Here is a 25,136-nt window from a genome sequence, read left to right as displayed (position 1 = left end):
ATCTCCGATGAAGGACTGAATGGTGCATTTTTATATGGAGATGGAAATGTGTTTGGTCATTAAGGCTACCCACTCGGCTATCCTGGATGCCATACTAGCCTCACTATAGGTAGATCGCATGTTAATTATGCGGTCTATTTCTAATTTGTTTTGATGCGTTAGATGTGTACAGAGATGTCGTGCATGTTCGGATACAGGTACAGGTATCCTACGCTAACATCACTAAGATCTCTTACCGATGCTCTTTGCGATAACGAAGTGGTGTGGTGCCTGTGACCTGTTTAAAGGTTTTGTTAAAATGTGCTGTATGTTCAAACCCTACCTTCTCCGCAATGAACTGCACACGCTCCTGTGTGGACAATAATCTACGCTGGGCTTCCCGAACCCGGACAACGCGCAGATATTCACTAAATCGAAAACCAGTTAACCGGCTGAACATGCGACTCAGATAGGATGGGCTTATATAGAAACGAGCGGCTGCTTCCTCCAATGTAAGTGGTTCGTTATAATGAGTGTTCACGTAACGGGCAACTTCGGTAATTTTGTCATGCATGGGGTGGATTGGCTCCGGCATCATTTGCCGTGTCATCTCTAAAGCGCGATGAATGCTGATTAATAGCTGGGAGAGCAGGCTGCGTACAACAATTTCATAATAAGGACGACGATCTTTACACTCGCGTAGCATTTGCTCCAACAAGCGTTGTATCTCAGGCTGTTCCGATTCGGGAACATGCAGTAATCGTGAACGTTCGAACGGAAGCAGACCACAGATGCCAAGCTCCATTCCCGTGGCGAACGAGGGAGAGAATCCGACGAGGATACGTTCAAAACTAGGAATGCTTCCTTTAGACGTAATGTGTACGTCGTGTGGATTAATTAAGATCAGATCACCTTTGCTCGCGTTGAGCAGCTGACCGTTCATGGAATATACACGTTCTCCTTCAAGCAGATAGTATAGCTCGTAAAAAGGGTGAGCGTGGGGCTGTGGCATGGCGTTCCCGTCATGTCTGCGCATATGCTCTATGGTGAAGGAATGATCTCCAATTCGATATTTCGGTCCGATTCGATCTTCGATGACACTCATAACACGGCTCCTCTCTGCTTCGGCGGTTAACGATGATATTTATATCATAACGGAAAATCCAGTTTATTGTAAACGCTCTCAACCAAGACTGTGGCATGTTGTGCAGATAGAGACATACGAGAAGGCAATCCAATTGGGCAGTTGTGATGCAGCCTAAAGGTGACAAAAAGCTAACGATGTTTTACAGTAGGGAGAGCGAGGCAAAACTCTAGATGAAGAGTACCTCCAATTAGATGTGGAAGGAAGGAAATAGGATATGACGACACATGAATTATCGCCTCTGGTTGCGGCACTGGACATGCAGCCTCACGTTGAAGGCGGTTGGTATAAGGAAGTATGGAAAGCTTCTTATCAGATCCCACAATCCGTACTGCCGGAAGCATACTCGGGACCTCGATTCTCAGCAAGCTCGACATACTTTTTGCTGCACAAGCATGAAATCTCAGAGTGGCACACGGTGTTATCTGATGAACTGTGGTTGTGGCATAGCGGTAGCCCGGTTGAGTTGAAGCTGGGTGGTAATGGAGAGAATCCAGAAAACGAAGAGGTTCTCGTGCTCGGTATGGATCTCGCTGCTGGACAATCACCACAAGTGCTTGTTCCTGCCGGCGTATGGCAGACAGCACGCCCGCTTGGCGATGAACCTGTACTCGTGACATGCGTTGTAGCACCAGGTTTCCACTTTGATGACTTCAAGCTGGTATCCAAAGGCTAAGTCAAAAAGGTTAAGCTGAATAGGGTCATACATTGACCCAAAGATAATAAATCCCGACTCCAATGCAGTCATGCATAAGGTCGGGATTTTAATTTTAATATCATGTGTTACTGTATCATTTCGCTCTAGAAATTGAAGTTATCTGGATCAGAACCGAAGCGTTTATTCTCGTTCAGACTGTTGATCTGTTCGATATCTTCTGCTGTTAATTCAAAATTGTATACATCGGCATTCTCGCGAATACGCTCTGGTGTAACGGATTTGGGTATAGTAACGATGCCGTTTTGCAAATCCCAACGTAGAATTACTTGTGCAGCTGTTTTGTTATATTTGGCTGCGATCGTTTGCAATAATGGGTGTTCTACCAAATGACCTTGTCCCAGTGGTGACCAAGCTTCGATCTGAATCTGATGTTTGGCGCAGTACTCTCTTAGTTCCGTCTGGATCAGCAAGGGGTGCAGCTCGACTTGATTGACCGCAGGTTTGATCTTAGCATCCGTCATCAGGTCTTCAAGGTGGTGGATCTGGAAGTTACTCACCCCAATGGCGCGGATGCGCCCTTCTTGATGTAGCTTCTCTAGTGCTCTCCATGTATCCTTGTACTTTCCTTTTACAGGCCAGTGGATGAGATAGAGATCGAGAACTTCGAGTTCAAGTCGTTCCATACTTGCTTCAAATGCGGCCAATGTGGATTCATATCCTTGATCGCCATTCCACACTTTGGTCGTAATAAACAGATCTTCCCGGGCGATTCCGGATTCACGAATACCTTGGGCAACGCCGGATTCATTGTTATAACCTTTGGCAGTATCGATGCTGCGGTACCCTGCCTGAATGGCCGTTTTCACCGTTTCAACAACTTCTTCTCCATCCTTCACCTTGAATACACCCAAACCTAACCAAGGCATTTTGACGCCGTTATACAGTGTAGTTGAATCTTGCAGATGTTTCATGATCCGAATTCCTCCCTTAAGATAGATGGATTAACTAACTCGCTCTCTGTATGTATTACCCTATCAAGCAATAGAGTACCTCATAATTATAGTCTTGTATTTTGGTGCAGAACAAGATGTTAGCACATGTCGATCTACTTATACTCATCGTGAAAATTTACGCTTTTTGCCCGGTAGAGGTTTGGATTTGATGCGTTCGGGTGATAAGATGAAGTATACGAAACGGCGATGGTCTATTTCGATTAGAAGAACGTGTTCAAAAAGGACGGTTTTAAGTACCTTCGTAATCAAAAGTGGACTTTTGAACAACCTCTAGAAGTGCGTACATAATGTAGATGCTATACACGACTAGCCCATAGCGGCTGGAACGGTGTGATTAATCATAAAGGAGCAAGGGTAATGGCTAAACCTAAACAAACTAAAAAAGCAGCAGCATGGTCACTCGTCATCATGGGGGCGGGATTTGCCGCATCGTTGCCATTCCAGGGAAGTCTAGTCGGTAAAATGCTGGTTGGATCATTTGAGGCTGGACTGGTAGGTGGACTCGCAGATTGGTTCGCTGTAACGGCATTATTCCGCCATCCGCTAGGCATTCCGATTCCACATACGGCATTGCTGCCGAAGAATAGAGATAAGATGACCGAAGGGCTGGTCTCTGCAGTTGAGAATAATCTGCTCAACAAAGACAGTATTACGGAGAAGATCGCAGGCTACAAAGCAGCGGAGACGGTACTTGATACATTCGCTAAAGAGCTTCATACGGATGGCGCCAAAACGATGATTGATACACTCTGCAAACGAATTCTTGCTGGACTGCCGGTGGAGCAGATTGCTCCACTGGTGGCGCGTGAGATTAAGTCGCAAGCGGGTGCTTTTGATCTTGGGCCGATTCTAGAGCGGGCATCCATTCAGATGCGTGAGCGGGGATACGACGTTAAAGCGCTGGATTATGGACTGAAGCAGGCGGAAGAATGGCTTGTGAAACCAGAAACCATCATGTTCTTGGGTGAAGCGGGCATGAAAGCGGTCAGCGGTATTCAGTTGAATGGATTAATGCAATTTGCGATGAATGCGTTCATGGGTTATTTGAATGAAGAGCGTCTCGGTAGTATTTTGCAAGGATATCTGTTTGACCGGGTAGAGGACATGAAACGGGAAGGCAGTGCGCTTCGTTACAAAGTGCTTGATCTGGTGCGGACACAGACGGTTCGCATAGCGATGAGTGAGAGTGTGCAGCAAGGGCTAAATGATTGGAAGAATAGTATGCTTGACGGCTGGAATGCAGAGGAAACGGTGCTGAATAAGCTCACTGAACTAAGAGACAAAGCACTTGCTGGCATGGAAGACGGGCAATATGTGGATACGTATGCGCTGCCTGCAATTGAGCGGGTGTTGTCTGATCTGCGAGCAGATGAGGCGCTGCTGACGAGCCTGAATGCGAAGATCGTAGAAGGCATAACCACACTGCTGGAGAAAAACCATTCCAAAATCGGTAACCTCGTACGCGAAAATGTTGATAAAATGGACAATGCATCCTTAGTCTCTTTAATTGAGGATAAGGTTGGTCAGGATCTGCAATGGATTCGAATCAACGGAGCGGTTACAGGTTTTATTATTGGTATCGCACTGACTGCACTACGGATCGTATTGGAATAAATGTGTCTAAACAACTGATTTTAATAAGTGATGTAAGTAAAGTGTCCCAGAGCCGCTCGTTCGAGAGCAGGCTCTTTTTGTCGTGCATTGGAAAAATAATCAAATTACCTTACGCAAATATGATGCATGTATCGGGAAAAAGGGTAATATACACCGGGATGCACCTTTGAATCATTTAGGAATAAAGTTACATAAAAACGATTCTGCTAGCCGATGTGGCTGATGTTGATTTTGTACTATGATGCAGATAACAGAAGAAGAGTCACTATTATAAACCAAGGATATGTTCCTTTTTCATAGGATGGATGTAGGACATGAAAACAATGCGAAGAAGGTGACCCATGTGAAACCAATGCAAAAATATGTGTGTTTATTCTGTTTAATTATACTATCTGCATTTATTTTAGGAGGCTGTCAGAGCATGAATAAAAATGAAGACGAGGCTTTGTTACAGGAAGCAGAGAACATTGCTATCCAGCATATGAAGGAAAAATATGATCTTGATGTTATCGTCACTAGCGAGAAGAAACTTCCAAGCATAGCGGTTGCTGAAATATCACTGAAAGGCCACGTCGTTGATCATGAAGAGCAACGATTCAATCTGTATGTGAATTACGAGAGAAAAGAAGTAACGAGTATGGGAATGAGTGAAGAGTTTAAGAAGCTGTTGTTAGATAAAGGCTATGACCCGTTCAAAAAGTGAGTTATATAAATTGAACTAAACATTTACATGAAAACGGAGAGGACAGAAATATAACGACTTCTTAAATTAGGAGGAGAGCGTAGTTGAGTAAAATAGATGATGAAACGTACAAAGAGATGTCGAGGCTTGCTTATGAGGATCTGGAAGCCGGGGATGAATATGATACACTCCCTGGATGGAAGGTTCTTGAGGACACACATGGCAACGGTTATTCTGGCTTTGATGCGGTAACCTTCTATAACCCCGAGACAAGCGAGGCGGTTATTGCGTACCGCGGTACAGAGGGAAGTGCTGGATGGGGCCGCAAAGGGCCTGACTTATTTGCCGATGCACAGATCGGTTTGCCAGAGCTCGGGAGAAAATGGGAGCAGAAGACAGACTTTACACCGGATTGGGTGACGGGAACCGTGCAGAAAGTGAAGGATGTTACCGGAGTAACCTATTTAGAGAATGCCAAGGGCAATGTTGATAAATTTGTAGATAAACATTTGAGTGTTCAGCCCAATCAAATGTATGAAGCAGAAGATTATGCGAAGGATATGCAAAATAAGCATAAGGATCTGAATTTCTCATTAACAGGACACTCCCTCGGAGGCGGTAATGCCCAGTATGCGGCCGCCTACACAGGATTACCAGCGGTCACTTTTAGCGCACCGTCCGTCATCTCCAGCCTCACACCAGAGATGAAACGTAAAGCTGAAGAGGGTGGGTTTGATGGGCAGGTTACGAACTACGCTCATCCCGGTGATTTTGTGGCGAGTGGTTTCTTCGATGGATATGATCGCCATGTTGGTTCAACGTACTATATCGATTCCAACTATAAAGACATGAATAAGGGTAGTTTTTTTGGATTTGGAGACATAAAGGAGAAGATCGACAATACGTTTGGCGGAGAAAATTATCACGAGCTTGATCGATACAAATTCGATGGGAACGGATATGTTTCTAACGATTTATATGATCCTGTTACTGGAGAAAAAATCAATTACTCCCCGCGCCAGCCTTCCAACGTGTTGACCGATCTCGCCGGATTTATGCGTAATTTAGGTGTTCAGGCAAGCGGTCTCGCCAAAGGTATGGCAGGAGCGGTAGCGGCTTCCGGGTTGATTCAGGTAACGCCGGAAGAACTAAAAAGCGTAGCAAGCCGCTGGAAGCAGAACGCGCAGCAGTGCAATTCGGAGCTGAATCAGATCAGACATCGAATGGCACAGTATTTGCATTCTAGCCGTAGTCGTAGGCTCGAACCCATTGTTACGCAGCTCGATGCATCGATCAATGAACTCAGCACATGGCATATGAAGCATACGAGCCAGTTCCTGAACTTTATTGATGAGAAGGCAGATGCCTTCAGGCAAGCGGATCAGACTCAGGTGAGTTTTAACTAGGACAGGCGAATCCGCCAAACCTTGAAATTTACATAGGAGAGGTGAACATAAGTGAGCGGACAATTGCTGGTGGAATTGAATGACCTGCGAATTGCGGAAAAAGAACTTTCGCAGCTGCTTGTCCGTCTGCAAGCTGACGAGCAAGAGGCGAGAGCGCTGTACGCGCGTCTTAACGATTGGAAAGGACAATCGGCAGACTATACACGAGAGCAGATTGAGGCGTTCTTTGCAGGTCTATCCTCACGGATTCATTCGATTGAGCAACAGAAGAGAACCCTGATTCAATACATCGAGATTATGATTCAGACGGATCAGGAACGCTAAGGTGTGTAAAAAAAAAGGAACCGTTGGCATGTGGAGAATATCCCCAAGTCAACGGTTCCTTTGCGTTTATCTTCGTATGCTCCGCTTAATTGTGCTACTCTCAGCGTGCATAGTACTATGTGAAGCGGACTGTTTGAACGATCTAAATTAGCGTTTTTTGCGGCGTGTTGCGAGAGCGATTCCCAGGAATGACATGATCAATGCCAGAATGGATACAATCAATGTCGCCTGTTGCAGCTTGAGTGTGCCTGGGTCTGAATCTGTATTGTTAGGTTCGCCTGTCACTGTGTCTGTCAGAGCATCTCCTAATGTTGTATCGTCGTCAGCTTGGGTATCACCAGTAGCGTTAGTGTCACCAGCACCCGCCTCAGTAGAAGTATCATCGTGTCCCTCGTTACCAGTCGCTGCGCTGCTATGGTGATCTCCACCCGCTGCGGCATTACCTGCTGCTGCCGGGTCTTCACTGATAGTTGTAATGCTGTGCGGCGTGCTGTCGCTCGGTTCACCTGTCCACTCTACGATGCTACCATCGCTATAGTACTGGAAAGCATCCCAAGCTACTTCAGTTTCGGCTTGCGGATTTTGAGCGACAAAGTTGAACTGTTGGAATTGTCCAGCCAGAATTCCTTCGTTATCTCCATCGACTTCCCATGTAATCGAAGTAACTTCATTGGAGTCGTTCTTCTCAGTGGAAATCTTCCAGCCTGCGAGTGGTTGGTATTGTTTGAAAGCCACGCCTTCCGGAACTTTAAGCGTGATTTTGGTTGTTGGCAGTTCTTTTTCGGAAGGAATCTTAATCGTATACGTCTGCCATGCACTTGTCTGTGCTACCGTTGGATTCACAGTAACGTGTGCGCTAGCGAACCCGGCAAATACCATAAGTGCTACAGCACTTGCGGATACAGTAGATATAAGCTTGGAAGTCCATGATGTTTTCTTCAAAATAAATTACCCCTCTCAGTTCTTATCATATATGCTTCAGTCTCATTTCAAAAAATAAGTGCTGGTGTTGTGCTAAGAGGCCGTTCCGCGTACGAATCGTTCTTACGATCGCTGTTATTCCCGGATTTTTTGGATTCCAATTTATAAGTGAAAATCCGGGAATAAGCGTATGCTTTCGATGTAGCTTTCTTGCAGAAAGCTTTCAGGCGAGCGCTTTGCTTCTCCAGAATCGATTTCGTCCTCTTCACTACTTTTTGCATTACACCCAAACTTAATTTTAAGAGTGAGCTACGAATCAATGTGATGTCGTTAATATACTATGGACTAGCGGTGTCGATTTCAAACTCTACATCCAGCGCATCCAGGCTGCGTGTAAGCAGATGCACCTTGATATTCCAACGTCCTGGCATAGAGATATAATCTTCAGCCTTGTAGACGCCGGTGTCGTTTTTCGGAATGGTAATTTCATATATACCCATGTCCATATCCAGGTGCGTCAGTGATAAAGTGACTTGCTCCAGGTCATTAACGACACTGCCATCTGCACGCTTAACACCAATCTCGAAGACGTTCTCCCCAGTCACATTCGGACTCACCTGAAGTGAAATGGTTGTGCCATCATCGGTGGTCTGTACTTCGTTGAATGGACCAACCGGTGCAGGTTGTCCAGGAGATAGGTGAGTTAACACAGCAGCCAGGGCAAGAACAATTGCTCCTGCAGCAAGTTCGGCTTTGAGACTGCCGGCGAGTCTATCGCCACTGCTTGAGCGAGCGAGTCGAGCATGACGCCAAGCGAAGGCGAGCATGACAATGAGCAATACAACTTTGGCAATCAGAACAAGACCATATCCTGTAGTGAACAACGACGTAAGTATAGGTGCCGGTAGAATAATAAGGCTGCTATATATCCCCGTAGCGACCAAGAGTGCAACAGCACCAACGCCCCAAGCAGTAAAGCGGCGAATAGCTGTCCAGTAGACATCTGCTCGTAGTTTCCGAGGCAGCTGATCCGTGAGTGGCGGCAGGCAGATCGCCATGGCGGTCAAGGCGCCAATCCAGAACGCAGCCCCAATCAGGTGTACATAATCCATGGTAATCGCAAGTACCCGTTGTTCCGCAGCTGCAGGATGACCCGTCATTGCGTGCGTAAACAACCAGCCAAGCACGAGAAGCAGGGAGCCGTACGAAGACCAGATGCGGGTTCGCATGGATCGGTCTCGATCATAGCCAGAGAGAATGGTCACTGCCAGCAGCATGATGATAAGCATCTGTACGATCCAGATCAAGCCAAAGGATGTAAGCTTAAGCGCACTTCCGATCAGTGCCCAGCTCAATTCGCTCAGGGATACACCAGATTCGTATAATGTACTTAGTGGCAGGCTAAGCATTGCCGCAAGTGAAGTTGCGCCGTAACTGATCCACAGAAGTTTGTGGCTTCCCGGAACATCCAGGGGCTCCCTTGCCATAGATGTTGGCATGATGCGGAACAGTAGAAAGGCGAGTGTGCCCAGAATCACAGACAAGCCAAGATATTGAATCCAATCTGTTAGGGATAAAATCCACTTGATCGGCCCGCTACCTTCACCCGCACCAGAAGTAAGGTCTGCCAGTCCTGCAGGTGCTCCGGAAGGTTCTCCGATGTGGAACACATAGGCACCCTGGATGGGGTGACCATCCGCAGAGACGGCTTTCCAGTTGACGGCATACGTGCCATTCCCTAATCCACTGCGCAGACCTGTCTCCATAATATGTGGACGTGCAGCATCGATCTGTACATTTCCGTCATCGGCTCTCGTCCCGTCAGGCGCGGTTATTTTGATATCAAAAAAGGCAGTTTGCAAGGATTCGTTAAACTCCAAAGACAGAAGCTCTGGAGCAGTAACTAACAGTTCATTCTCTGCCGGGGAAGCCTTAACAATATAGGCATGAGCAGACGCCCATTGCGGCATAACAAGACAGCAGATCAACATCAGGGCAACCATGATGGCCCAATGCCGTTTGCTTCGTTTCAGGGTAAAGCTTACTAAACTCAAAAAATCATCACCCTCAGGTTATAGAATTGTAGTCCCTATTGTAGTTCTTTTAGAGGTTGTTCAAAAAGTCCGCTTTTGATTACGAAGGATGCGCGAGTGGCATCTCAGCGTCGAATCTGGGATTCAGCCGAAATAAGTCGAGGCTTACGAAGTTTGTTTCCTTCGGAAACAATGTAGTTGCTCACGTAGTTTTGCCTACGCTCCGCTACTCCATTTCTATCTTCATCCCACCTTCTTGGTACTGAAAACCGCTCTTTTTGAACACGCACTTTTGTTGATCCGACAACAATCTATACCATTATAACTTTGTCCAAAATGATGGCGTATGACTACATAGGGCTATAAAAAAATGATTTAATCCGCATAATTGTGACAAAAGCATGAATGCACCTTCGTTCTTGTTTGCAGATTATTTGCGAGGTTTTCTTCCTGCAATCCCGCTCTCTAACGCATAACGGGTCAATTGAACACGATTCTCCAATTGCAGCTTCTGTAAAATGTTCTTCAGATGATTCTTCACGGTCTGTTCCGAAATGCCAAGCTGATCAGCAATCTCCCGATTCGTGTATCCAGCAGACACCCATTGCAGAATCTCAAGTTCCCTTGCGGTAAGAGGGTTATCCGGAACATCTTCGCTACGAGGAGCAGGGAATTCCTGAAGGATACGGTAGGCGAGCTCTCTGCTCAGTGGTGCATCATCGGAGACGATGGCACGCAAGTATTCAAGCCAGGTAGAAGGAGATAGATTCTTCAGCAAATACCCTTGAGCCCCTTGTTTGAGCGCTTCGAATAGATAGGTTACATCATCCGACACGGTAACCATAACGATAATGACATAAGGGTAACGCATCTTAATCAGACGTGTGGCTTCCAGCCCATCCATATCAGGCATCTGTACATCCATGAGAATTAAATCAGGCATCCACTGCTCCGTCAGTTCTAAGGCTTCCTGTCCATTCGATGCCGTGCCGATGACTTCGAATAATGTATCTTCCGCCAATATACTGCAGATCGCTTCACGCGCATGGGCATGATCATCAACCACCAACACACGTACATGTTCCATGTTAGATATGCTCCTTTCCAATCGATATCCGAGTACACCCCGGCTCCGAATCCAGCGTCAGGAACCAGCCCATCTGAACGGCACGTTCCTTCGTAATGCGCAGACCATATCGATCCTTGAGATGTAACGGGTCTCCACCAAAGCCCTTGCCATTATCCTGAATATGTACATGCCACTGCCTCGAATCTCCGGCTGCCTGAACCTCAACCTTAGTAGCTTGAGCATGTTTGCGTACATTCATAAGTGCCTCCCGGATGCAGGCGATCAACTCCACTTGTTCTTTCGGTGTAAAAAAAGAATCATCCAGCTCCCACCTAACCTGAGCTGTCGGTACAGTATCTCGAACGAGTGTTTCGACCTGCCCTCGTAGGGCGATACCTTCCGGAGCGGCATCTCGGGCAGGCACATGTCGTAGCTGAGCAATCGCTTGTCTGACGTAGGCGTTGACCTCATGTACCGTTTTGCGAATCTCCTGAATGTCTTGTTCATGGCCGCTGCCTGCAAGACTTCGTTCGGCTTTGTCTGTCTTCACAGATAGAAGGAAGAGAGATTGCGCAATCCCATCATGGAGCTCGCGAGCCAACTGATCTCGTGCTTCAAGCGCGGCCTTAGAGGCGCGTTCCTGCTCCAGAGCAGCCCTGGCACTTTCAAGCATGAGAAACAATCGACTGAGCAAGGTCACACTGACGAGATAGACAATAAGGGGCGTAAGCCAGTTCCCTGCATCCATCGAAAGATAGGGCATGAGAAACTGATGGCGTATGTATTCCCAGATCCCGACGGTGATTGTAGGAATCAACAGGATCATCCATTTAATTTGTTTATAGGACATGAAATTAGTTAACTCCTTTATCATAACTGGAACATCGTCTGACTACAGTATAACGCAAGCTTGTCTTAAGACCATAGTCTCCAAGGTTCAGAGGATTTTGGGGTGGATGTGGGAGGATATAGAAGGATATCTAAGAACAACATGTGTTGAAATACTGTCAGGGGATGTGAGCATGGATGTGAAGGGGTGAGCAGGTCTGTGTCTGTTTTCCCTAATGGCGAAGGTCCTCTATACTTAATAAAGAACGTTAATTCATGACAAACCATGTTAAGGAGTGGAAGCATCAACATGAATCAAGAGGTATTGGAACGTCGCAGTGAGTTGCTCAAGAAGAACATTCACCAAATGCTCGTTCAAGACAATCAGCACGGGATCAGTCGCCAGGATAACATGTTTTTGCAGCAGATGATCAAAGAGCTGCATCAGACTTCACATGAGCTGAATAACGCCCGTACGGAGTAGTTTCCGTACAATTCTATTCAATTCAATTTCGGTAACGTGATCCGTAGAATTCGTACAACGTAGCATCTGCAATTGCATTCCTATCAAGCAGACTAATGTACGATTCATCCCCTGACGAAAATGAAAATGGCGCTATCTCCGATTAGATCGGGGATAGCGCTTTGGCGTTGTAGGGACAAGTCTGCTCTTGTCCTCAGCATGTTAGAACAGCGGTTGTTGCTTGTTACGCTTCTCAATATAACGGATGAATAACTCCGCAAGGTCCGGATCGAATTGTGAGCCTGAGCAGCGACGCAGTTCGTTGATCGCTTCAAGTAAGTTTTTCGTATTTTGATATGGCCGCTCTGTAGTCATCGCGTCAAATGAATCAATAACCGTGAGCATACGACATAAACGAGGGATCTCTTTCCCTTTTAACCCATACGGATATCCTTGTCCATCATAGCGCTCGTGATGCAATTCGATATAAGGGATGAGATCGTTGAAGCGTTCGTTTGTCATCACCATTTTTTTGCCCCAAGTGACATGTCCCTTGATGGTTTCCCATTCTTCACACGTGAGCGTGTCCTTCTTGTTCAGAATAGACCACGGAATCTCCAGCTTACCAATATCGTGAATCAGTGCTCCCAGCACAAAAAGGCGTTTCTCCGCATTGTCCAGCTCCAGTACTTCACTCATGTCCAAAGCGTATTTGTACACTCTCTTCGAATGCTTGAAAGTATCGATATCCTTGTATCTGAAAAGATTCAGCTGCTGCTCAATATCACGTACATCCTGTACGAGATCGATCTCATGCTCCATACCTTCGTTAATACCATGGCGATGCACATTGTTTTTCCCTTGCTTTTTGGCATAATAGAGTGCTTTATCCGCTTGGTCGACAAGCTGGGACTTGTTGTACATATCAACCTGATAAGGAGCAACACCTGCTGAGAACGAAAGGCAACCATGAGGGAATACCTCGACACCTTCAAACGGTGTATCGTTTAGCTGTTTGCGGAGCTTATTCATAAACGTATACGCCTCGTCCAGCTCCATACCTGGCATGAGCAAGGTGAATTCTTCGCCACCGTACCGAAAAGCAGTAACGGTTGTGTTCTCCGTCCGTTGAATTAGAAATTCACCGAAAAAAGCGAGCAGGCTGTCGCCTTGTAAGTGACCGAAACGGTCATTATATTTTTTGAAATCATCAATATCGATGAGACCTAGCGACAGCGGAGTTCCTTGTCTGCGAGCTTCGCTCAGTTCATTTTCTAGCATCGTCTCAAAATAACTGTGATTAAACAGCTTGGTGCGTTGATCCGTATTGGCTTTCTCCTCGATGCTCTGATACATCACAAACAGTTGCTTGAATGCGTGTGATAGCAGAATGCTCAGACTCAGGTACAGAATCAATCCCAGTACGCCATTGTGAACAACGAGAATGGTCAGAACGAGCGCTAGAATCAGCGTACAGAGGTAAACCAGAAGCGATTCGGTTACGAATGCACGCTTCATCTGTTGTAATGCATTTTTCGTGGAAAAATGAAAGAACAGTCCCAGTGTCATCGTATTGATGATGAAGTAGGCGGCAAGTGCTGCAAAATAAGGCAATAGATTATACCCATTGATCTGTCCGGGCTGTCCACCTGTCCCTTGGAATATGGAGGAGGCTCCAGCAATCATTAAGGTATATATGCTGAAATTGACGATGTGCTTCCACCAGGTTAAGTTGCGCTCCTTGATCAAGAGGATGAGGGAAACGGGCAGTAACACGGATAGGCTGAACGCCCCGCCAAACATGAAGATGCAGGCAAGATACACAGAAGAGTCCATCGATTGCTGATTGCCCTTGGGGGGAATCTGAAACGTGAAATAATCCAGAATCAATGCTGCTCCCAACATGGTATATACCATGACCCATCCATCGGTGGACAAGCTAAGATAAGACCACTTATTCATGTAGAGAAAAACTCCGATGCCTGTGCAACTCAGCAAAATTACATAGATAAGGCTTCGGTCTGCTTTATGGATAAGGTTACGAATAAAGTTCATAAATAATCTCCTGGTTAGGACTTGTCCTGAATCTCACTTAAGGAGTTCTAAGACACATCCTGGTTTAGTCTGCTCTTGGTGTGAAAGATTAATATCATCTTATACTATATCGATGTATAACATAACAAGTTGCTTGCCAAAAATCCAGAAAGAAAAAACAGGCCGCAGGCAGCCTGTTTCGTCAACGCTGGTGGGGGACTAGCCTCCCAACTTGTATCCCGAAGTCAGTGCAACAACGACCGAAGCAACGATAATGGCGTTGATGACAAGGCGGGAATATTTAATGCCTTCGAATTTTTTCATGGAAAAGACCTCCCTTCCTTGGAGTCTAAATTCAGTTCATCAGTCTTCACTGATGCTGAAATAGATGCAGACTTGCGATTGCGTGGAACCATCATGCTCTGGATAAACAGGAATATGCCGATGTTCATAACCACATCCCCGATGCTAATGACCTGCGTACGTGGATAAGGGCTGGAGAGTGGAATGATATCGCCTAGGAAGGCCAGATGTGTTGAGGCATCCATCATATGATGTTTCGAAATGGCTCCACCTTGAAGCAGCATATCGACATAATAAGGGCCAAGCACACTAGACGCCTCCACCGATACCGGCATGCGCCCGCCATTCACTGCCATAACGACAAAATTGAGAAATACACCAATCCAGATCAGGGTAAAACCGGTATGATTTCGGTTCAACCATAGAAAGGCAAGGCCTGTGATGTAAATTAGCGCAAATAGGTAACCGTTAATGGACGCAACCCAATCCCACTTCTCCTGTACAAAGAAGATCGCGAATTGAGCAAGCAGTAGCATTGGAAAAATCCAACCACCTCGCAGCTTGAGTGCTGAGAACTGGTGGAGGCCATTGCGAATCCCGCCCCGAAATAGTCCAATGATCAGGCCGATTATAATGCCGTCATATACCATGATTAACTCCTGTTCATGCAGAAATATGTAAGATCAATGCGTATTTGTGTACCTAAGATATTCGACCTTATATTGGTAATTCCTGCAAGAAAAATAGGCTCGACAAAGAAATTTTATTAGGTGAATTTGGATGGCTAAATTCCTTATAGAGTGCTGTTCCTGCGTGTCTAAATGAGGCTTGATTTCACAATGTATTTGTAGAAATAAAGAAAAAACCGTCTTTACAAACCGAAGGGTCAAGTGCCATAAGGTTTCGTAAAAACGGTTATTTTGTAAGTCAAAAGATGACGTTTATTGCATGAGTGCGTATATCAAAAATTACTCGGATTCGCCGTTCAAGTAGTTAAGGAATGGTTGATCCACCCAGAACGTATAACTTGTGATATCTGTGTCTGGAGCAAGCTTGCGGAAGCCGTCTTGAATATCTTTTGCTTTCTCTTTAAGAGAGAAGGACTGTGCATAGTAATGACCGAGCGAGATTTTGGTATTGGCAATCACCGGATACCCATCAATAGCAGTAGCGGAGTAGTAAAGCGGCTGCCACCATGAAGCGTGAATCAGGTTCGACGTATTGCCCGTGCTCTTCTTCGCATACTTCAGAATAATATCATTGAAGCGTGCTTTGTCCGCCGTAGTATTGAACTCGAACTGAATATCGTACTCTTTGGAATAGGCGATATAATTGCCATTTTCGATCTGTGTAACTTTGTAATCTGGCGTCTCTGTAGGCTCGCCCCACTCTTTGAGGTAGATGAAGGCAGAAGTCTTCGGTTGGAACTGCACATCGGCCTGGATGCCTTCACTGCGCAGAAGACCAATCAACTGTACGGCATGTTGAATATCAGAATGACCATAAGTTAGCGTCAGTTCATCGATAAAGTTGGAATCAAAACGAGTGTCTTTCAGGTTATAACCTGTCACCAGATCATTACGCAATGCCTGATCCACAATCTCTCTCAGCTCAGGTGCTTCAATGAGATCAGCTGTGCGATAAGCTGCGTACAATTTGGAATAGATGTCTGCATCGCCTGAACGTCCAATTTCGTTTTTGTAATTTCCTTGGCTAGACAACACGCGACCAAGTAGGATGTTAGCAAAATCAGTAGTCGCTATGCCACCTTTGCGGAGGGCGGGATATAGACTCTCTGGAATCAAGCCGGTATCAACGGCAGCAGCCAACTCTTGTGCAGCAAGACCTTGAACACGTCCAGCGCCGATTCCAAGCTTAGCCAGCGCTTTCGCTGTTTTTGCTTCAGGATACGTGTAAGCCAGCTCTTTGAAGCCTGCTGCTTTTACTGCGATAAATACGGCAGCATAGGTGCTGAGCTTGTCGTTGGCACGAACTTCTGTGCCTGTAATAACGCCGCTATTGTATAAGGAAACGGCTGCATCATAAGCAGAATCACCCGATTTCAGATCGGTGAAGGCAGGAGCCTTAACTTCACTTGCTTCATCTGTGCTCGCGCTAGCTGCATCAGCTTCAATAATGGCTGCAATAGCCTGGATGAAGTCGCCTTTGGTAGGCTGCTGCGGCAATTTCACATTGTATTTCGCTTGCAGGAACTGTGCATAGTCTGCTGCACTCTCTGTATAAACTGTTGGTGCTTGAGCTACTGGTCCTTTAACGGACACCGATGGGGCAGAAGCAGGAGCTGCAGATGCTGCAGAAGCGTAAGAAGGCAAGCTAAGGCTGCCAAGTGTGACCGGAGCAGCAAGCAAAGCCGCAAGTGTGATCTGGGTGATTTTCTTCAAATGAATAGCCTCCTTAAAAATGGGTGGTAAGTAGAGTAGATCATTAAATAAATCCGACAAATCCTATGTGAATAAATAAAACGAATAAGTTGGATTGACTCTAGCATGGGGCATCTCTGATTGTCAATAATAAAAATGTTTATTATGTCTTGAAAGTCACGTGAGACAGTTTATCCAGCACATAATAAGTACTGCGTATTGCCCTGAAAAAGTAACTGATCTCCAAATTTTCGTTAGGGCCGTGGTTGTTTTGGTCGTAATTTGCATAGGGAACAATAATGGAAGGCACATTCAAAATCTGGGTCCATACATAGTCTGGCAGCGTACCTCCCAGGCTGGGTTGAATAACAGGGCGTTGTCCTGAGGATTGCTCAATAGCCTCAGCAATGGCAAGTACAGCCGGATGATCTGCGGGTGTTCTTGAGGCCGGGACTGCACCTTTACGCGTCAGCGTAATGCTCGCGTCGTGTTTTTGTACATGGTTGGCGAGTGCTTCGAATACCTGATCCGGGTCTTGTCCAGCAACAAGTCGAATATCCAATCGGGCTGTGGCACGTGCTGGAATGATAGACCTCCCCCCTTTACCTGTATGACCGCTAAACAATCCAGACACATTAAGCGTTGGTTCAAACATCAGCTTACGATGATACGTATCGCTATCGATCTCAAGCGCATCGTAACCACTCTTGCGTCGAACCCCTTCCAGATCAAAAGGGATGTCACGCAGGATTTGCTCTTCATGTGGTGTTGGTGGTTTCACGCCATCGTAAAATCCTTCAATCGTCACCTGATCTCCCTTGCGCATCGTGTGCAGTAACTCGGTTAAACGCCATACGGGATTGGGCACGATGTTGCCGAGATTGCCAGAATGATTGTCCCATCTCGCTTCTTGAGCCACCAGTTCTACGCCCAAGGCACCTCGAACGCCGAGCAGGATCGACTGAGCTCCCGACTCATGGGAAGAACCATCTGTTGTATAGACCAGATCTGTCTGCAAAAGCTCACGCTGCTGCTCCACAAAAGCCGCCAGGTGACGGCTTCCGGCTTCTTCCTCACCTTCAATGATCCATTTGACGTTCACGGGCAGTCGTCCATGGATATCCAGGTAAGCCTTGACCCCTAGTATGCTCGCAACAAATTGGCCCTTGTTATCGCCGGCTCCTCTTGCATAGATACGGCCGTTTCGAATTTCTGGCTCAAAAGGGTCACTCTGCCATTCCTCCAGCGGATCAGGAGGCTGAACATCATAATGACCATAGATAAGCACAGTTGTTTCATTATCCGGATGCAGCCACTCTCCATAAATAATGGGATGGCCTTCAGTTTCATAAAGACGATTCTTGATACCGTAATCGGAGAACAGTTCTTGTACCAGAGAAGCACATTCCGCCATACCGATATTTTGCGTGCTGATGCTAGGCTGCCGCAACAGCCTGAACAATCGTTCCAGGTACAGTTCTTCATTCTGGGAAATAAATGAATCCACATTGTTGACCAAACTTCTCATCCTTTCTGTGTAAGGCGAATTGCGCCTCGTTCATGTCGGTAGATTCATATAACGGTCGCTGTATTCTTCAGACCAAGAATGTTTTACTGGACATAGACATCATTGAAAATTGGGTATGCCAAATAATCAAATTTTAATCCTTTTAATGTATCGCTGGCTCCAACAACGTATGGGAAAATATATATCGGAATGATAATTGCGTTGTCCTGGATGTATCTCAACACCTTGCCATATATCTCAGCACGCTTCGTATCGTCAAATTCAATGGCACCTTGTTCCAACCATTCATCGACCTCAGGACTGGAAAGATTGGACAGTGTTGCTCTAGCCCCTGGAGCAGCTGTGTGGTAGAAGGGAAGTAAGGCATGTGGATCATCCTTAACCTGACTGTTACCGTAGATGTCATAGTCCCCATTCGTAAACACAATGGTACCGACGTCCTGCGTAATTTCCACGTTAACCTGTACACCTATTTTTTTGAGTTGTTGTTGGATCATTGCAGCAATGTCATTTCGCTTTTCCCGATTAGGAGATCCGTCTACATAATGCAGAGTAAGCTTCTGCCCATTTTTTTCTCGAATGCCGTCCGTTCCAACTTCCCAACCAAGTTCATCGAGTAATTGCGCTGCTTTTGCCTGATTCGGCTGGATTACGTTCTCCAGAGAAGCATCATATCCCAGTATGGAAGGCGTTAAAGCTGACCAGGCTTGCTCGTACGTGCCCAGATAGAGTGTTTTGACGATTGAACTAACATCAATACCGTATTGCAACCCTTGTCTGGCCTTCAATTCATTCCACGGTTCTTTGTTCTGATTGATGAACAACGTATACGGAAGACCAGGTGTGTTAACTTTTAGCAGTTGGAAGCCAGGCTGCTTCTCCAGCGCCAGCACATTTTGTGGTGGTACTGTCTCAATGGCAGTCACTTGCCCACTTTGCAAACTACCTACGCGAGTAGCCTCTTCAGGCAAAATTTTAAACGTGAGCGTGTTTAAATAAGGGGCGCTTTTATTTTCGACTGTTTCGGGAGCCCAAGCATAGTCTGTATTACGTTCCACCTGAACCTGTGCATTCTCGTCCCATTTCACGAACTTGAACGGTCCTGTACCGACAGGATGCTGCCCGAACTGGTCGCCGTACTTTTCCACCGCTGTTGGTGAAACTATACTCAGCGCTGCTTGGCTTAAATTGCCGAGGAAAGCGCGCGAAGGTTGCGACAGATTTAATTGGATCGTGTACTCATCAATTATTTCAGAGCTTTCATAAGGCACGATTAATGCTGCTGAATTTCCAGCCTTAGTGTTGGGATCGAGTATTCGATCGAGGCTGAATTTTACCGCTTCGGCATTGAAGGATGTGCCATCATGGAACTTCACGCCCTCGCGTAGTTTTAACGTATATGTTTTATGATCCTCCGATTCCTCCCATTCTGTTGCTAACCAAGGCTTGATCGTCCCATCTTCCGTCTTTACCACCAGATTGTCGAAGAGGGTTCGGTAAACACGAATAGCAACAGCAAGTCCGCTTCGTGCAGGATCTAACGTATCAGGAGAGGTAGCGAGTGCGTATATGGCATCCCCTCCTTTTCCTGTCGTGCTGCTTGATGCCGCGGTTGTCTCTGTTGAACTGCTCGCTGGGGTTGCCTGCTTTGTGCTCGAACCGTTCGAGCAGGCTGACAGAACAAAAACCGATGTTAGAATTATTGAAATCCACCATTTCCTTGTACGCATAAGATCCACACTCTCCTTTTAGATGTCAACATGCCGTTTATCCGTTACCTTGGCTCATGATGTCATTGTAATAATATAATTAATTCAATCAATATACTTGGTATTAAATAGTACCGTACTCCTCACCTGTTGTTTAATTGAAACAATCTATATCGTTATTGAAAATTCATATAGTTACATCCATCTTCTATGTTTTGGTGTAATTGCATGACTCAATCTCAGCTTATTAATGGGTAGAGAAAATGGTTGGCATATAAATAGGATTACGATATAATTCTGACAAAACCTATATGAAATATAAAATTTAAATCACTTTTTGAATAATACGTCTTAAAGATTTATTGACAAGGATCGACACTTTCCGCTAGGATAATAAAAAAAGAATTTTGAAAAGGGGAATTTTCGAAATGAAAAGAGGTTTATCGTTCGTCTTATCGATCATTATGTTGGCTATTTTGTTGGCAGCTTGTGGAACTTCGGCTTCCAAAGACGAACAATCCGCTCAAGGTGGCGATTCCGAGAAATCCCTTCGGATGGCTCTGGTACTTCCCGAAAAAATAGGGGTTAACCCTTTCTTTGTACAGATGGATGAAGGCTTCAAAAAAGCAGGCGAAGAGTTCAAAGTAGATACGAAGACAATCGAATCAACAGATCCGGCTGCATTCGAGCAAAATCTGCGTGCTGCTGTTGCTGAAAATTACGATCTGATTATTACTGCGACGTTCCAAGCTGAGGATGCACTGAAAAAGGTTGCTGCTGAGAACCCGAACAAATCCTTCGCAATTGTTGACACAACTGTTGATCTGCCTAACGTTCGTAGCGTTGGTTTCCGTGAATATGAAGGAGCGTACCTGCTTGGTGCAGCTGCTGGATTGTCCACGAAGACAGATAAAGTCGGCATGATCGCTGCAATGGACGTTCCACTGATTAAGAAATATACAGAAGGTTTCAAAGCAGGTCTGGAGTCCGTTAACCCGGATGCAGAATTCCTTGTAAATTATGTTGGTGGATTCAATGACCCGGCAAAAGCAAAAGAATTGGCATTGGTGCAATTCGGCAAAGGTGCTGACTTCATCGCTGGTGCATCTGCTGTAGGTGACCTTGGCGTGTTCGAGGCTGCTAAGGAAAAAGGCTTCTACACTTCTGGACAAGATACGGACCGCACAGTTGAAGATCCAGAGCACATCGTATTGTCCCAGTTGAAATCAACGGATACGGTTGCTTACGAGACAGTGAAGGATTATGTAGAAGGTAACTTCAAAGCAGGCGCTGTAAACTACGGTCTGAAAGAAGACGGTGTAGGTCTGACATTCGTTACACGTGATAGCGAATCTCCATTAAGTGATTTTGTTGGACAAGAGGTCATCGACAAAGTTACAGCAATTAAGGATGATATCGTATCCGGTAAAATCGTTGTAAAAGATCCATTGCAACAATAGTCTACAGTGTTCTATGTGAATGTGTTAATTAGCCGGCTGCCCGTTCAGGCAGCCGGTTTTGCTGCTATTATAATGAACAGACTGAGAGGAGAGAACGCGCGATATGCTGCTGGAGATGGATCAGATTACGAAAAAGTACGGCGAATTCACGGCGAATCGGGATATCCGCTTTAATTTGCGTGAAGGGGAAATCCATGCCCTCGTGGGTGAGAATGGTGCAGGTAAAACAACCTTAATGCGCATGTTGTACGGGATGGAGCAGCCTACATCAGGCACAATCAAGGTTCGTGGACGTGAGGTAAGCTTCGCAACACCGTCTCAAGCCATGGCCAGCGGTATTGGCATGGTACATCAGCATTTCATGCTGTTTCCTTCCTTTACGGTTGCCGAGAATATCGTCATTGGTCGTGAGCCAGCGTCTGCAGGGGTGTTCGACCGTAAACAGGCCGCGGCACAAGTGAATGAGCTGGGTAGGAAGTATGGAATGCCCGTGGATCCATGGAAAAAAGTAGCCGAGTGCCCGCTTGGTTTGCAGCAGCGTGTAGAGATTTTGAAGGTGCTGCATCAGGGTGCAGATATCATTATATTGGATGAGCCTTCGGCGGTACTGACACCGCTCGAAGTGAAGGAACTGCTGGCGAATATGAAATCACTCGCCAAGTTAGGCAAAACATTTGTTTTAATCACACACAAACTACAAGAAGTTATGGATGTGGCAGATCGGATTACCGTTCTTCGCGATGGTCAGGTTACAGGCACGCTCGACGCCAAAGACACAAACATCGAAGAATTGTCACGGTTAATGGTAGGACGTGAGCTTGTGCGGATGAATAAACAGCCGGCGGCTCCGACTGAAACGGTGCTTCAGGTGGAGGATGTTAATCTGTCAGGAGGCAAGGATCGTTCTGCGCTTCATCAGATTCACATGAACATTCGAAAAGGTGAGATTGTCGGGATTGCTGGAATTTCCGGCAACGGGCAATCTGAGCTAATCCAGGTTATTGCCGGACTGCGGAAAGCAGATCGTGGTCGTGTCTTGTTGTCAGGGCAGGATACAACGAACTGGCCTGTGCGACGCATTCGTGAACATGGACTAGCCCATATCCCTGAGGATCGTTATATGTGGGGAGCGGCTAAGGATGCTAGTGTACGTGAAAATGGATTGATGGGACACCACCATAAGCTACAATCACGCGGCATTATCAAAGCAAAGGCAGCTCGTACCATGGTGGAGAATTGGATTAAGCAGTTCAGCATCAAGACTGGTTCTGCGGAGACGAAAGCACAGTTCTTATCCGGGGGTAACCTCCAGAAGCTGATTGCTGCGCGGGAATTTGCTCAAGATACTCCGTTCCTCATTGCTGCTGAGCCTACACGGGGCGTAGATATCGGAGCAATGGAGACAATTCATGCTGAATTGCTGCGTAAGCGCAATGAGGGCGCGGGGATCCTATTAGTATCTTCTGAGTTATCTGAGATTTTACAATTATCCGACCGTATTCTGGTGATGTATGAAGGCGAGATCGCTGGAGAGCTGCAGGCAGATGAAGCGACGGAAGAACAGATCAGCTTGTTAATGGCAGGAGGGAAAGAGCGGGTATGAATCGGGTAAAGGAAAGTCTTCGTGGGCTCGTACAGCCGCTGCTTGCTGTATTGATTGGTCTGCTGGCAGGCGCTATAGCCATTATGGTTGTTGGCGGGTCTGTGGTCGATACGTATGCGGAGATGTGGAAAGGAGCCTTCGGCAACTTCTACTTCTTCACTAATACATTGGCTCGTTCTACGCCGATTATCTTAGCAGGACTTGGCGTGGCGCTAGCGTTCCGTGCGGGATTCTTCAATATGGGTGCAGAAGGCCAGATGATTCTAGGTGGACTTAGTGCGGCCCTAACGGCGCTCTATCTGCCAGGGCCGGGTTGGTTCGTATGTATAGCGGCCATTGTGGCAGGCATTATTGCCGGAGGCATCTGGTCTTTATTTGCGGGCTGGCTTGATGCACGGTTTGGCATGAATCTATTAATCACGACATTACTATTAAACTATATTGCCATTAACTTCGGCGGGTATATGGTGTCCTATCCGTTTAAAGATACAACGGGTTCTGCGGCTATGGCGCAGACACCCATGATTGATCAGACGGTATGGCTACCGAAGCTATTTCAAGGAATGAGCTTACATGCTGGTTTTATTATCGCCATCGTAGCAGCCATTCTAATCTATTGGTTCACTCACAAAACGGTCACTGGTTACGAGATTCGTATGTTAGGTAGCAACCCTTCATTCGCTACGTATGGTGGTGTTCGCCGCATTCGGATGATGATGTTATCCATGATTATTAGTGGTGGACTCGCTGGGCTTGCTGGAGCGGGAGAAGTGCTCGGCACCCAATACCGTTTCCTTGATGGTTCGTTGTCGTCAGCTAGTTATGCTTGGAGCGGCATTATGGCTACATTGCTGGCTCGCTCTCATCCACTCGGTACAGCGGTAGCAGCCGTATTGCTCGCTGCACTACAGACTGGAGCGATGGGCATGGAGCGGAATACGGATGTCCCACTGGAAGTGGGTAGCGTAATCCAGGCTGTATTAACGTTATTTGTATCGGCTCAGATTGGATATTCATTCCTGAAGCGGAGAAAGGAGAAAAAGTCCAATGCAACAACTGTTTGATGCCGCCTTGTTCGGCTCTACCTTACGGATTATGACTCCGATCCTGCTCGCGGCGCTCGGCGGTGCTTTATGCTCCCGGGTTGGTCTGTTCAATGTGGGTTTGGAAGGGCTTGTGCTCATTGGAGCCTTCTCAGCAATCGTGGGTAATTACCTGTTTGGCAATGTATTGCTTGCCGTGATCTTTTCTATCATTATTGTTATGCTGTTCTCAGCGTTATTTGCCTTTATTAGTATTAATCTAAAAGCAAACGCCATCGTCGTCGGTATCTCGCTTAATTTCTTGGCCGCAGGGCTAACGACCTTTGCACTACGTGCGATTTTCGACGTGAAAGGCGCATACTACGATAAAGACATGCAAGGTCTCCCGAAATGGGACATTCCTTTGATTAAGGATATCCCGTGGGTGGGTGATGTATTTTCAGGTCATAGTCCGTTGATCTATCTGGGCATTCTCATTGTGATTGGACTTCAATTCTATCTATTTAAAAGCGTCTCCGGATTCCGCCTACGCTCGGTCGGTGAAAATCCAGTAGCGGCACAGAGTATCGGCATCAAGGTTCGTGGTATCCAGTATGGGGCGGTCCTTATGTGTGGTGTGTTGTGTGCGCTCGCTGGGGCGCAATTGTCGCTTGGACAAGTGACCATGTTTACCGAAGGTATGACGGCTGGCCGTGGATTCATTGCACTCGTGGCTACGATGCTGGGACAGGCGAATCCGCTCGGGGTAATGGGTTCTAGTGTGCTGTTTGGTTTCATGGAGGCATTCAGTATTCGTCTACAGGGCTTCACGTTGCCAACACACTTCACGCAAATGTTGCCGTATATCGTAACACTGGTAGCGATGTTCTTCTTCAAAGACCGTACCTATCAACAGGATGCATTGAAAGCGGGCGGAAGCTCGCGTTAATTCGTTAAGTTCC

At 46.4% G+C, this 25,136-nt stretch carries 21 protein-coding genes; 10 read left to right on the top strand and 11 right to left on the bottom strand.

Going from position 1 to position 25,136, the window contains the following annotated elements:
* Positions 1-232: 232 nt before the first annotated feature.
* On the bottom strand, positions 233-1,084 hold the full coding sequence (locus M3636_RS21325; protein ID WP_251383921.1) for a helix-turn-helix transcriptional regulator: 852 nt from the start codon (positions 1,082-1,084) through the stop codon (positions 233-235).
* A gap of 256 nt (positions 1,085-1,340) precedes the next feature.
* Here M3636_RS21325 and M3636_RS21320 point away from each other — a divergent pair, with 256 nt between their 5' ends.
* Complete coding sequence (locus M3636_RS21320) at positions 1,341-1,799, top strand: cupin domain-containing protein (protein WP_056703735.1); 459 nt, start codon at positions 1,341-1,343, stop codon at positions 1,797-1,799.
* 125 nt (positions 1,800-1,924) lie between these two features.
* On the opposite strand, the gene M3636_RS21315 is transcribed toward M3636_RS21320, so the two are convergent.
* Positions 1,925-2,752, bottom strand: a complete 828-nt coding sequence (locus M3636_RS21315; RefSeq protein ID WP_145408071.1) for an aldo/keto reductase — start codon at positions 2,750-2,752, stop codon at positions 1,925-1,927.
* Positions 2,753-3,151: 399 nt separating this feature from the next.
* Between M3636_RS21315 and M3636_RS21310 the strand changes: the two genes are divergently transcribed.
* The 4 genes from M3636_RS21310 (at position 3,152) to M3636_RS21295 (ending at position 6,820) form a co-directional block, all read left to right on the top strand.
* On the top strand, positions 3,152-4,408 hold the full coding sequence (locus M3636_RS21310) for a DUF445 domain-containing protein (RefSeq protein WP_251383920.1): 1,257 nt from the start codon (positions 3,152-3,154) through the stop codon (positions 4,406-4,408).
* A 421-nt stretch (positions 4,409-4,829) separates the two neighbouring features.
* A complete protein-coding gene (locus M3636_RS21305) occupies positions 4,830-5,111 on the top strand; it encodes a hypothetical protein (RefSeq protein ID WP_128099992.1) in 282 nt (93 codons plus the stop codon).
* Between the two features lie 116 nt (positions 5,112-5,227).
* Positions 5,228-6,496: a Tle-like phospholipase domain-containing protein gene (locus M3636_RS21300; protein ID WP_483311536.1), complete on the top strand. Its 1,269-nt coding sequence runs from the start codon at positions 5,228-5,230 to the stop codon at positions 6,494-6,496.
* Between the two features lie 51 nt (positions 6,497-6,547).
* Positions 6,548-6,820 (top strand): hypothetical protein, encoded by a 273-nt coding sequence (locus M3636_RS21295; RefSeq protein ID WP_056703751.1) that lies wholly within the window; start codon positions 6,548-6,550, stop codon positions 6,818-6,820.
* Between the two features lie 147 nt (positions 6,821-6,967).
* Here the strand turns inward: M3636_RS21295 and M3636_RS21290 are convergent, their stop codons facing one another.
* The 4 genes from M3636_RS21290 to M3636_RS21275 form a co-directional block, all read right to left on the bottom strand.
* Positions 6,968-7,762, bottom strand: a complete 795-nt coding sequence (locus tag M3636_RS21290) for a YcnI family copper-binding membrane protein (RefSeq protein WP_251383918.1) — start codon at positions 7,760-7,762, stop codon at positions 6,968-6,970.
* Positions 7,763-8,079: 317 nt separating this feature from the next.
* Complete coding sequence (locus M3636_RS21285) at positions 8,080-9,795, bottom strand: copper resistance CopC/CopD family protein (protein ID WP_251383917.1); 1,716 nt, start codon at positions 9,793-9,795, stop codon at positions 8,080-8,082.
* Between the two features lie 409 nt (positions 9,796-10,204).
* Positions 10,205-10,861, bottom strand: coding sequence for a response regulator (locus M3636_RS21280; protein WP_251383916.1), 657 nt, complete (start codon positions 10,859-10,861; stop codon positions 10,205-10,207).
* Between the two features lies 1 nt (position 10,862).
* Positions 10,863-11,693, bottom strand: coding sequence for a sensor histidine kinase (locus tag M3636_RS21275; RefSeq protein WP_251383915.1), 831 nt, complete (start codon positions 11,691-11,693; stop codon positions 10,863-10,865).
* A gap of 288 nt (positions 11,694-11,981) precedes the next feature.
* Here M3636_RS21275 and M3636_RS21270 point away from each other — a divergent pair, with 288 nt between their 5' ends.
* The gene (locus tag M3636_RS21270) at positions 11,982-12,155 is read left to right on the top strand and encodes a hypothetical protein (protein WP_164848580.1); all 174 of its coding nucleotides are present in this window, start codon (positions 11,982-11,984) and stop codon (positions 12,153-12,155) included.
* Positions 12,156-12,356: 201 nt separating this feature from the next.
* Here M3636_RS21270 and M3636_RS21265 read toward each other — a convergent pair whose 3' ends face one another.
* The 5 genes from M3636_RS21265 to M3636_RS21245 all read right to left on the bottom strand — a co-directional run bounded on the left by M3636_RS21265 (position 12,357) and on the right by M3636_RS21245 (position 20,110).
* The gene (locus M3636_RS21265) at positions 12,357-14,189 is read right to left on the bottom strand and encodes a bifunctional diguanylate cyclase/phosphohydrolase (protein ID WP_251383914.1); all 1,833 of its coding nucleotides are present in this window, start codon (positions 14,187-14,189) and stop codon (positions 12,357-12,359) included.
* A gap of 299 nt (positions 14,190-14,488) precedes the next feature.
* A complete protein-coding gene (locus M3636_RS21260) occupies positions 14,489-15,121 on the bottom strand; it encodes a DUF5317 domain-containing protein (protein WP_251383913.1) in 633 nt (210 codons plus the stop codon).
* A gap of 318 nt (positions 15,122-15,439) precedes the next feature.
* Entirely contained in the window at positions 15,440-16,873 is a 1,434-nt protein-coding gene (locus M3636_RS21255; RefSeq protein ID WP_251383912.1) for a hypothetical protein, read from the bottom strand.
* Positions 16,874-17,015: 142 nt separating this feature from the next.
* Positions 17,016-18,380 carry a M20/M25/M40 family metallo-hydrolase gene (locus M3636_RS21250; protein WP_483311533.1) on the bottom strand — a complete coding sequence of 455 codons (1,365 nt, stop codon included), beginning with the start codon at positions 18,378-18,380 and terminating at the stop codon, positions 17,016-17,018.
* 83 nt (positions 18,381-18,463) lie between these two features.
* Positions 18,464-20,110, bottom strand: a complete 1,647-nt coding sequence (locus M3636_RS21245) for an ABC transporter substrate-binding protein (RefSeq protein WP_251383910.1) — start codon at positions 20,108-20,110, stop codon at positions 18,464-18,466.
* A gap of 407 nt (positions 20,111-20,517) precedes the next feature.
* Here M3636_RS21245 and M3636_RS21240 point away from each other — a divergent pair, with 407 nt between their 5' ends.
* From M3636_RS21240 to M3636_RS21225, 4 genes are all read left to right on the top strand, one after another.
* Positions 20,518-21,549, top strand: a complete 1,032-nt coding sequence (locus M3636_RS21240; RefSeq protein WP_251383909.1) for a BMP family lipoprotein — start codon at positions 20,518-20,520, stop codon at positions 21,547-21,549.
* Positions 21,550-21,652: 103 nt separating this feature from the next.
* Entirely contained in the window at positions 21,653-23,152 is a 1,500-nt protein-coding gene (locus M3636_RS21235; RefSeq protein WP_145408050.1) for an ABC transporter ATP-binding protein, read from the top strand.
* Entirely contained in the window at positions 23,149-24,216 is a 1,068-nt protein-coding gene (locus M3636_RS21230) for an ABC transporter permease (protein WP_128100003.1), read from the top strand. Before M3636_RS21235 ends, M3636_RS21230 begins: the two co-directional genes overlap by 4 nt.
* Positions 24,200-25,123, top strand: a complete 924-nt coding sequence (locus tag M3636_RS21225; protein WP_128100004.1) for an ABC transporter permease — start codon at positions 24,200-24,202, stop codon at positions 25,121-25,123. Before M3636_RS21230 ends, M3636_RS21225 begins: the two co-directional genes overlap by 17 nt.
* Positions 25,124-25,136: the final 13 nt, after the last annotated feature.

Source organism: Paenibacillus sp. MER 99-2, from assembly GCF_023714095.1.
Lineage (GTDB): Bacteria > Bacillota > Bacilli > Paenibacillales > Paenibacillaceae > Paenibacillus.
Note: the sequence above shows the minus strand (reverse complement) of the source record. Positions and strands in the feature narration are given on the sequence as shown.

Coding starts and splice junctions, on each gene's coding strand:
- M3636_RS21325 (WP_251383921.1), bottom strand. CDS start 1,084: ATGAGTGTCATCGAAGATCGAATCGGACCGAAATATCGAATTGGAGAT.
- M3636_RS21320 (WP_056703735.1), top strand. CDS start 1,341: ATGACGACACATGAATTATCGCCTCTGGTTGCGGCACTGGACATGCAG.
- M3636_RS21315 (WP_145408071.1), bottom strand. CDS start 2,752: ATGAAACATCTGCAAGATTCAACTACACTGTATAACGGCGTCAAAATG.
- M3636_RS21310 (WP_251383920.1), top strand. CDS start 3,152: ATGGCTAAACCTAAACAAACTAAAAAAGCAGCAGCATGGTCACTCGTC.
- M3636_RS21305 (WP_128099992.1), top strand. CDS start 4,830: ATGAATAAAAATGAAGACGAGGCTTTGTTACAGGAAGCAGAGAACATT.
- M3636_RS21300 (WP_483311536.1), top strand. CDS start 5,228: ATGTCGAGGCTTGCTTATGAGGATCTGGAAGCCGGGGATGAATATGAT.
- M3636_RS21280 (WP_251383916.1), bottom strand. CDS start 10,861: ATGGAACATGTACGTGTGTTGGTGGTTGATGATCATGCCCATGCGCGT.
- M3636_RS21275 (WP_251383915.1), bottom strand. CDS start 11,693: ATGTCCTATAAACAAATTAAATGGATGATCCTGTTGATTCCTACAATC.
- M3636_RS21270 (WP_164848580.1), top strand. CDS start 11,982: ATGAATCAAGAGGTATTGGAACGTCGCAGTGAGTTGCTCAAGAAGAAC.
- M3636_RS21265 (WP_251383914.1), bottom strand. CDS start 14,189: ATGAACTTTATTCGTAACCTTATCCATAAAGCAGACCGAAGCCTTATC.
- M3636_RS21260 (WP_251383913.1), bottom strand. CDS start 15,121: ATGGTATATGACGGCATTATAATCGGCCTGATCATTGGACTATTTCGG.
- M3636_RS21250 (WP_483311533.1), bottom strand. CDS start 18,380: ATGAGAAGTTTGGTCAACAATGTGGATTCATTTATTTCCCAGAATGAA.
- M3636_RS21245 (WP_251383910.1), bottom strand. CDS start 20,110: ATGCGTACAAGGAAATGGTGGATTTCAATAATTCTAACATCGGTTTTT.
- M3636_RS21240 (WP_251383909.1), top strand. CDS start 20,518: ATGAAAAGAGGTTTATCGTTCGTCTTATCGATCATTATGTTGGCTATT.
- M3636_RS21235 (WP_145408050.1), top strand. CDS start 21,653: ATGCTGCTGGAGATGGATCAGATTACGAAAAAGTACGGCGAATTCACG.
- M3636_RS21230 (WP_128100003.1), top strand. CDS start 23,149: ATGAATCGGGTAAAGGAAAGTCTTCGTGGGCTCGTACAGCCGCTGCTT.
- M3636_RS21225 (WP_128100004.1), top strand. CDS start 24,200: ATGCAACAACTGTTTGATGCCGCCTTGTTCGGCTCTACCTTACGGATT.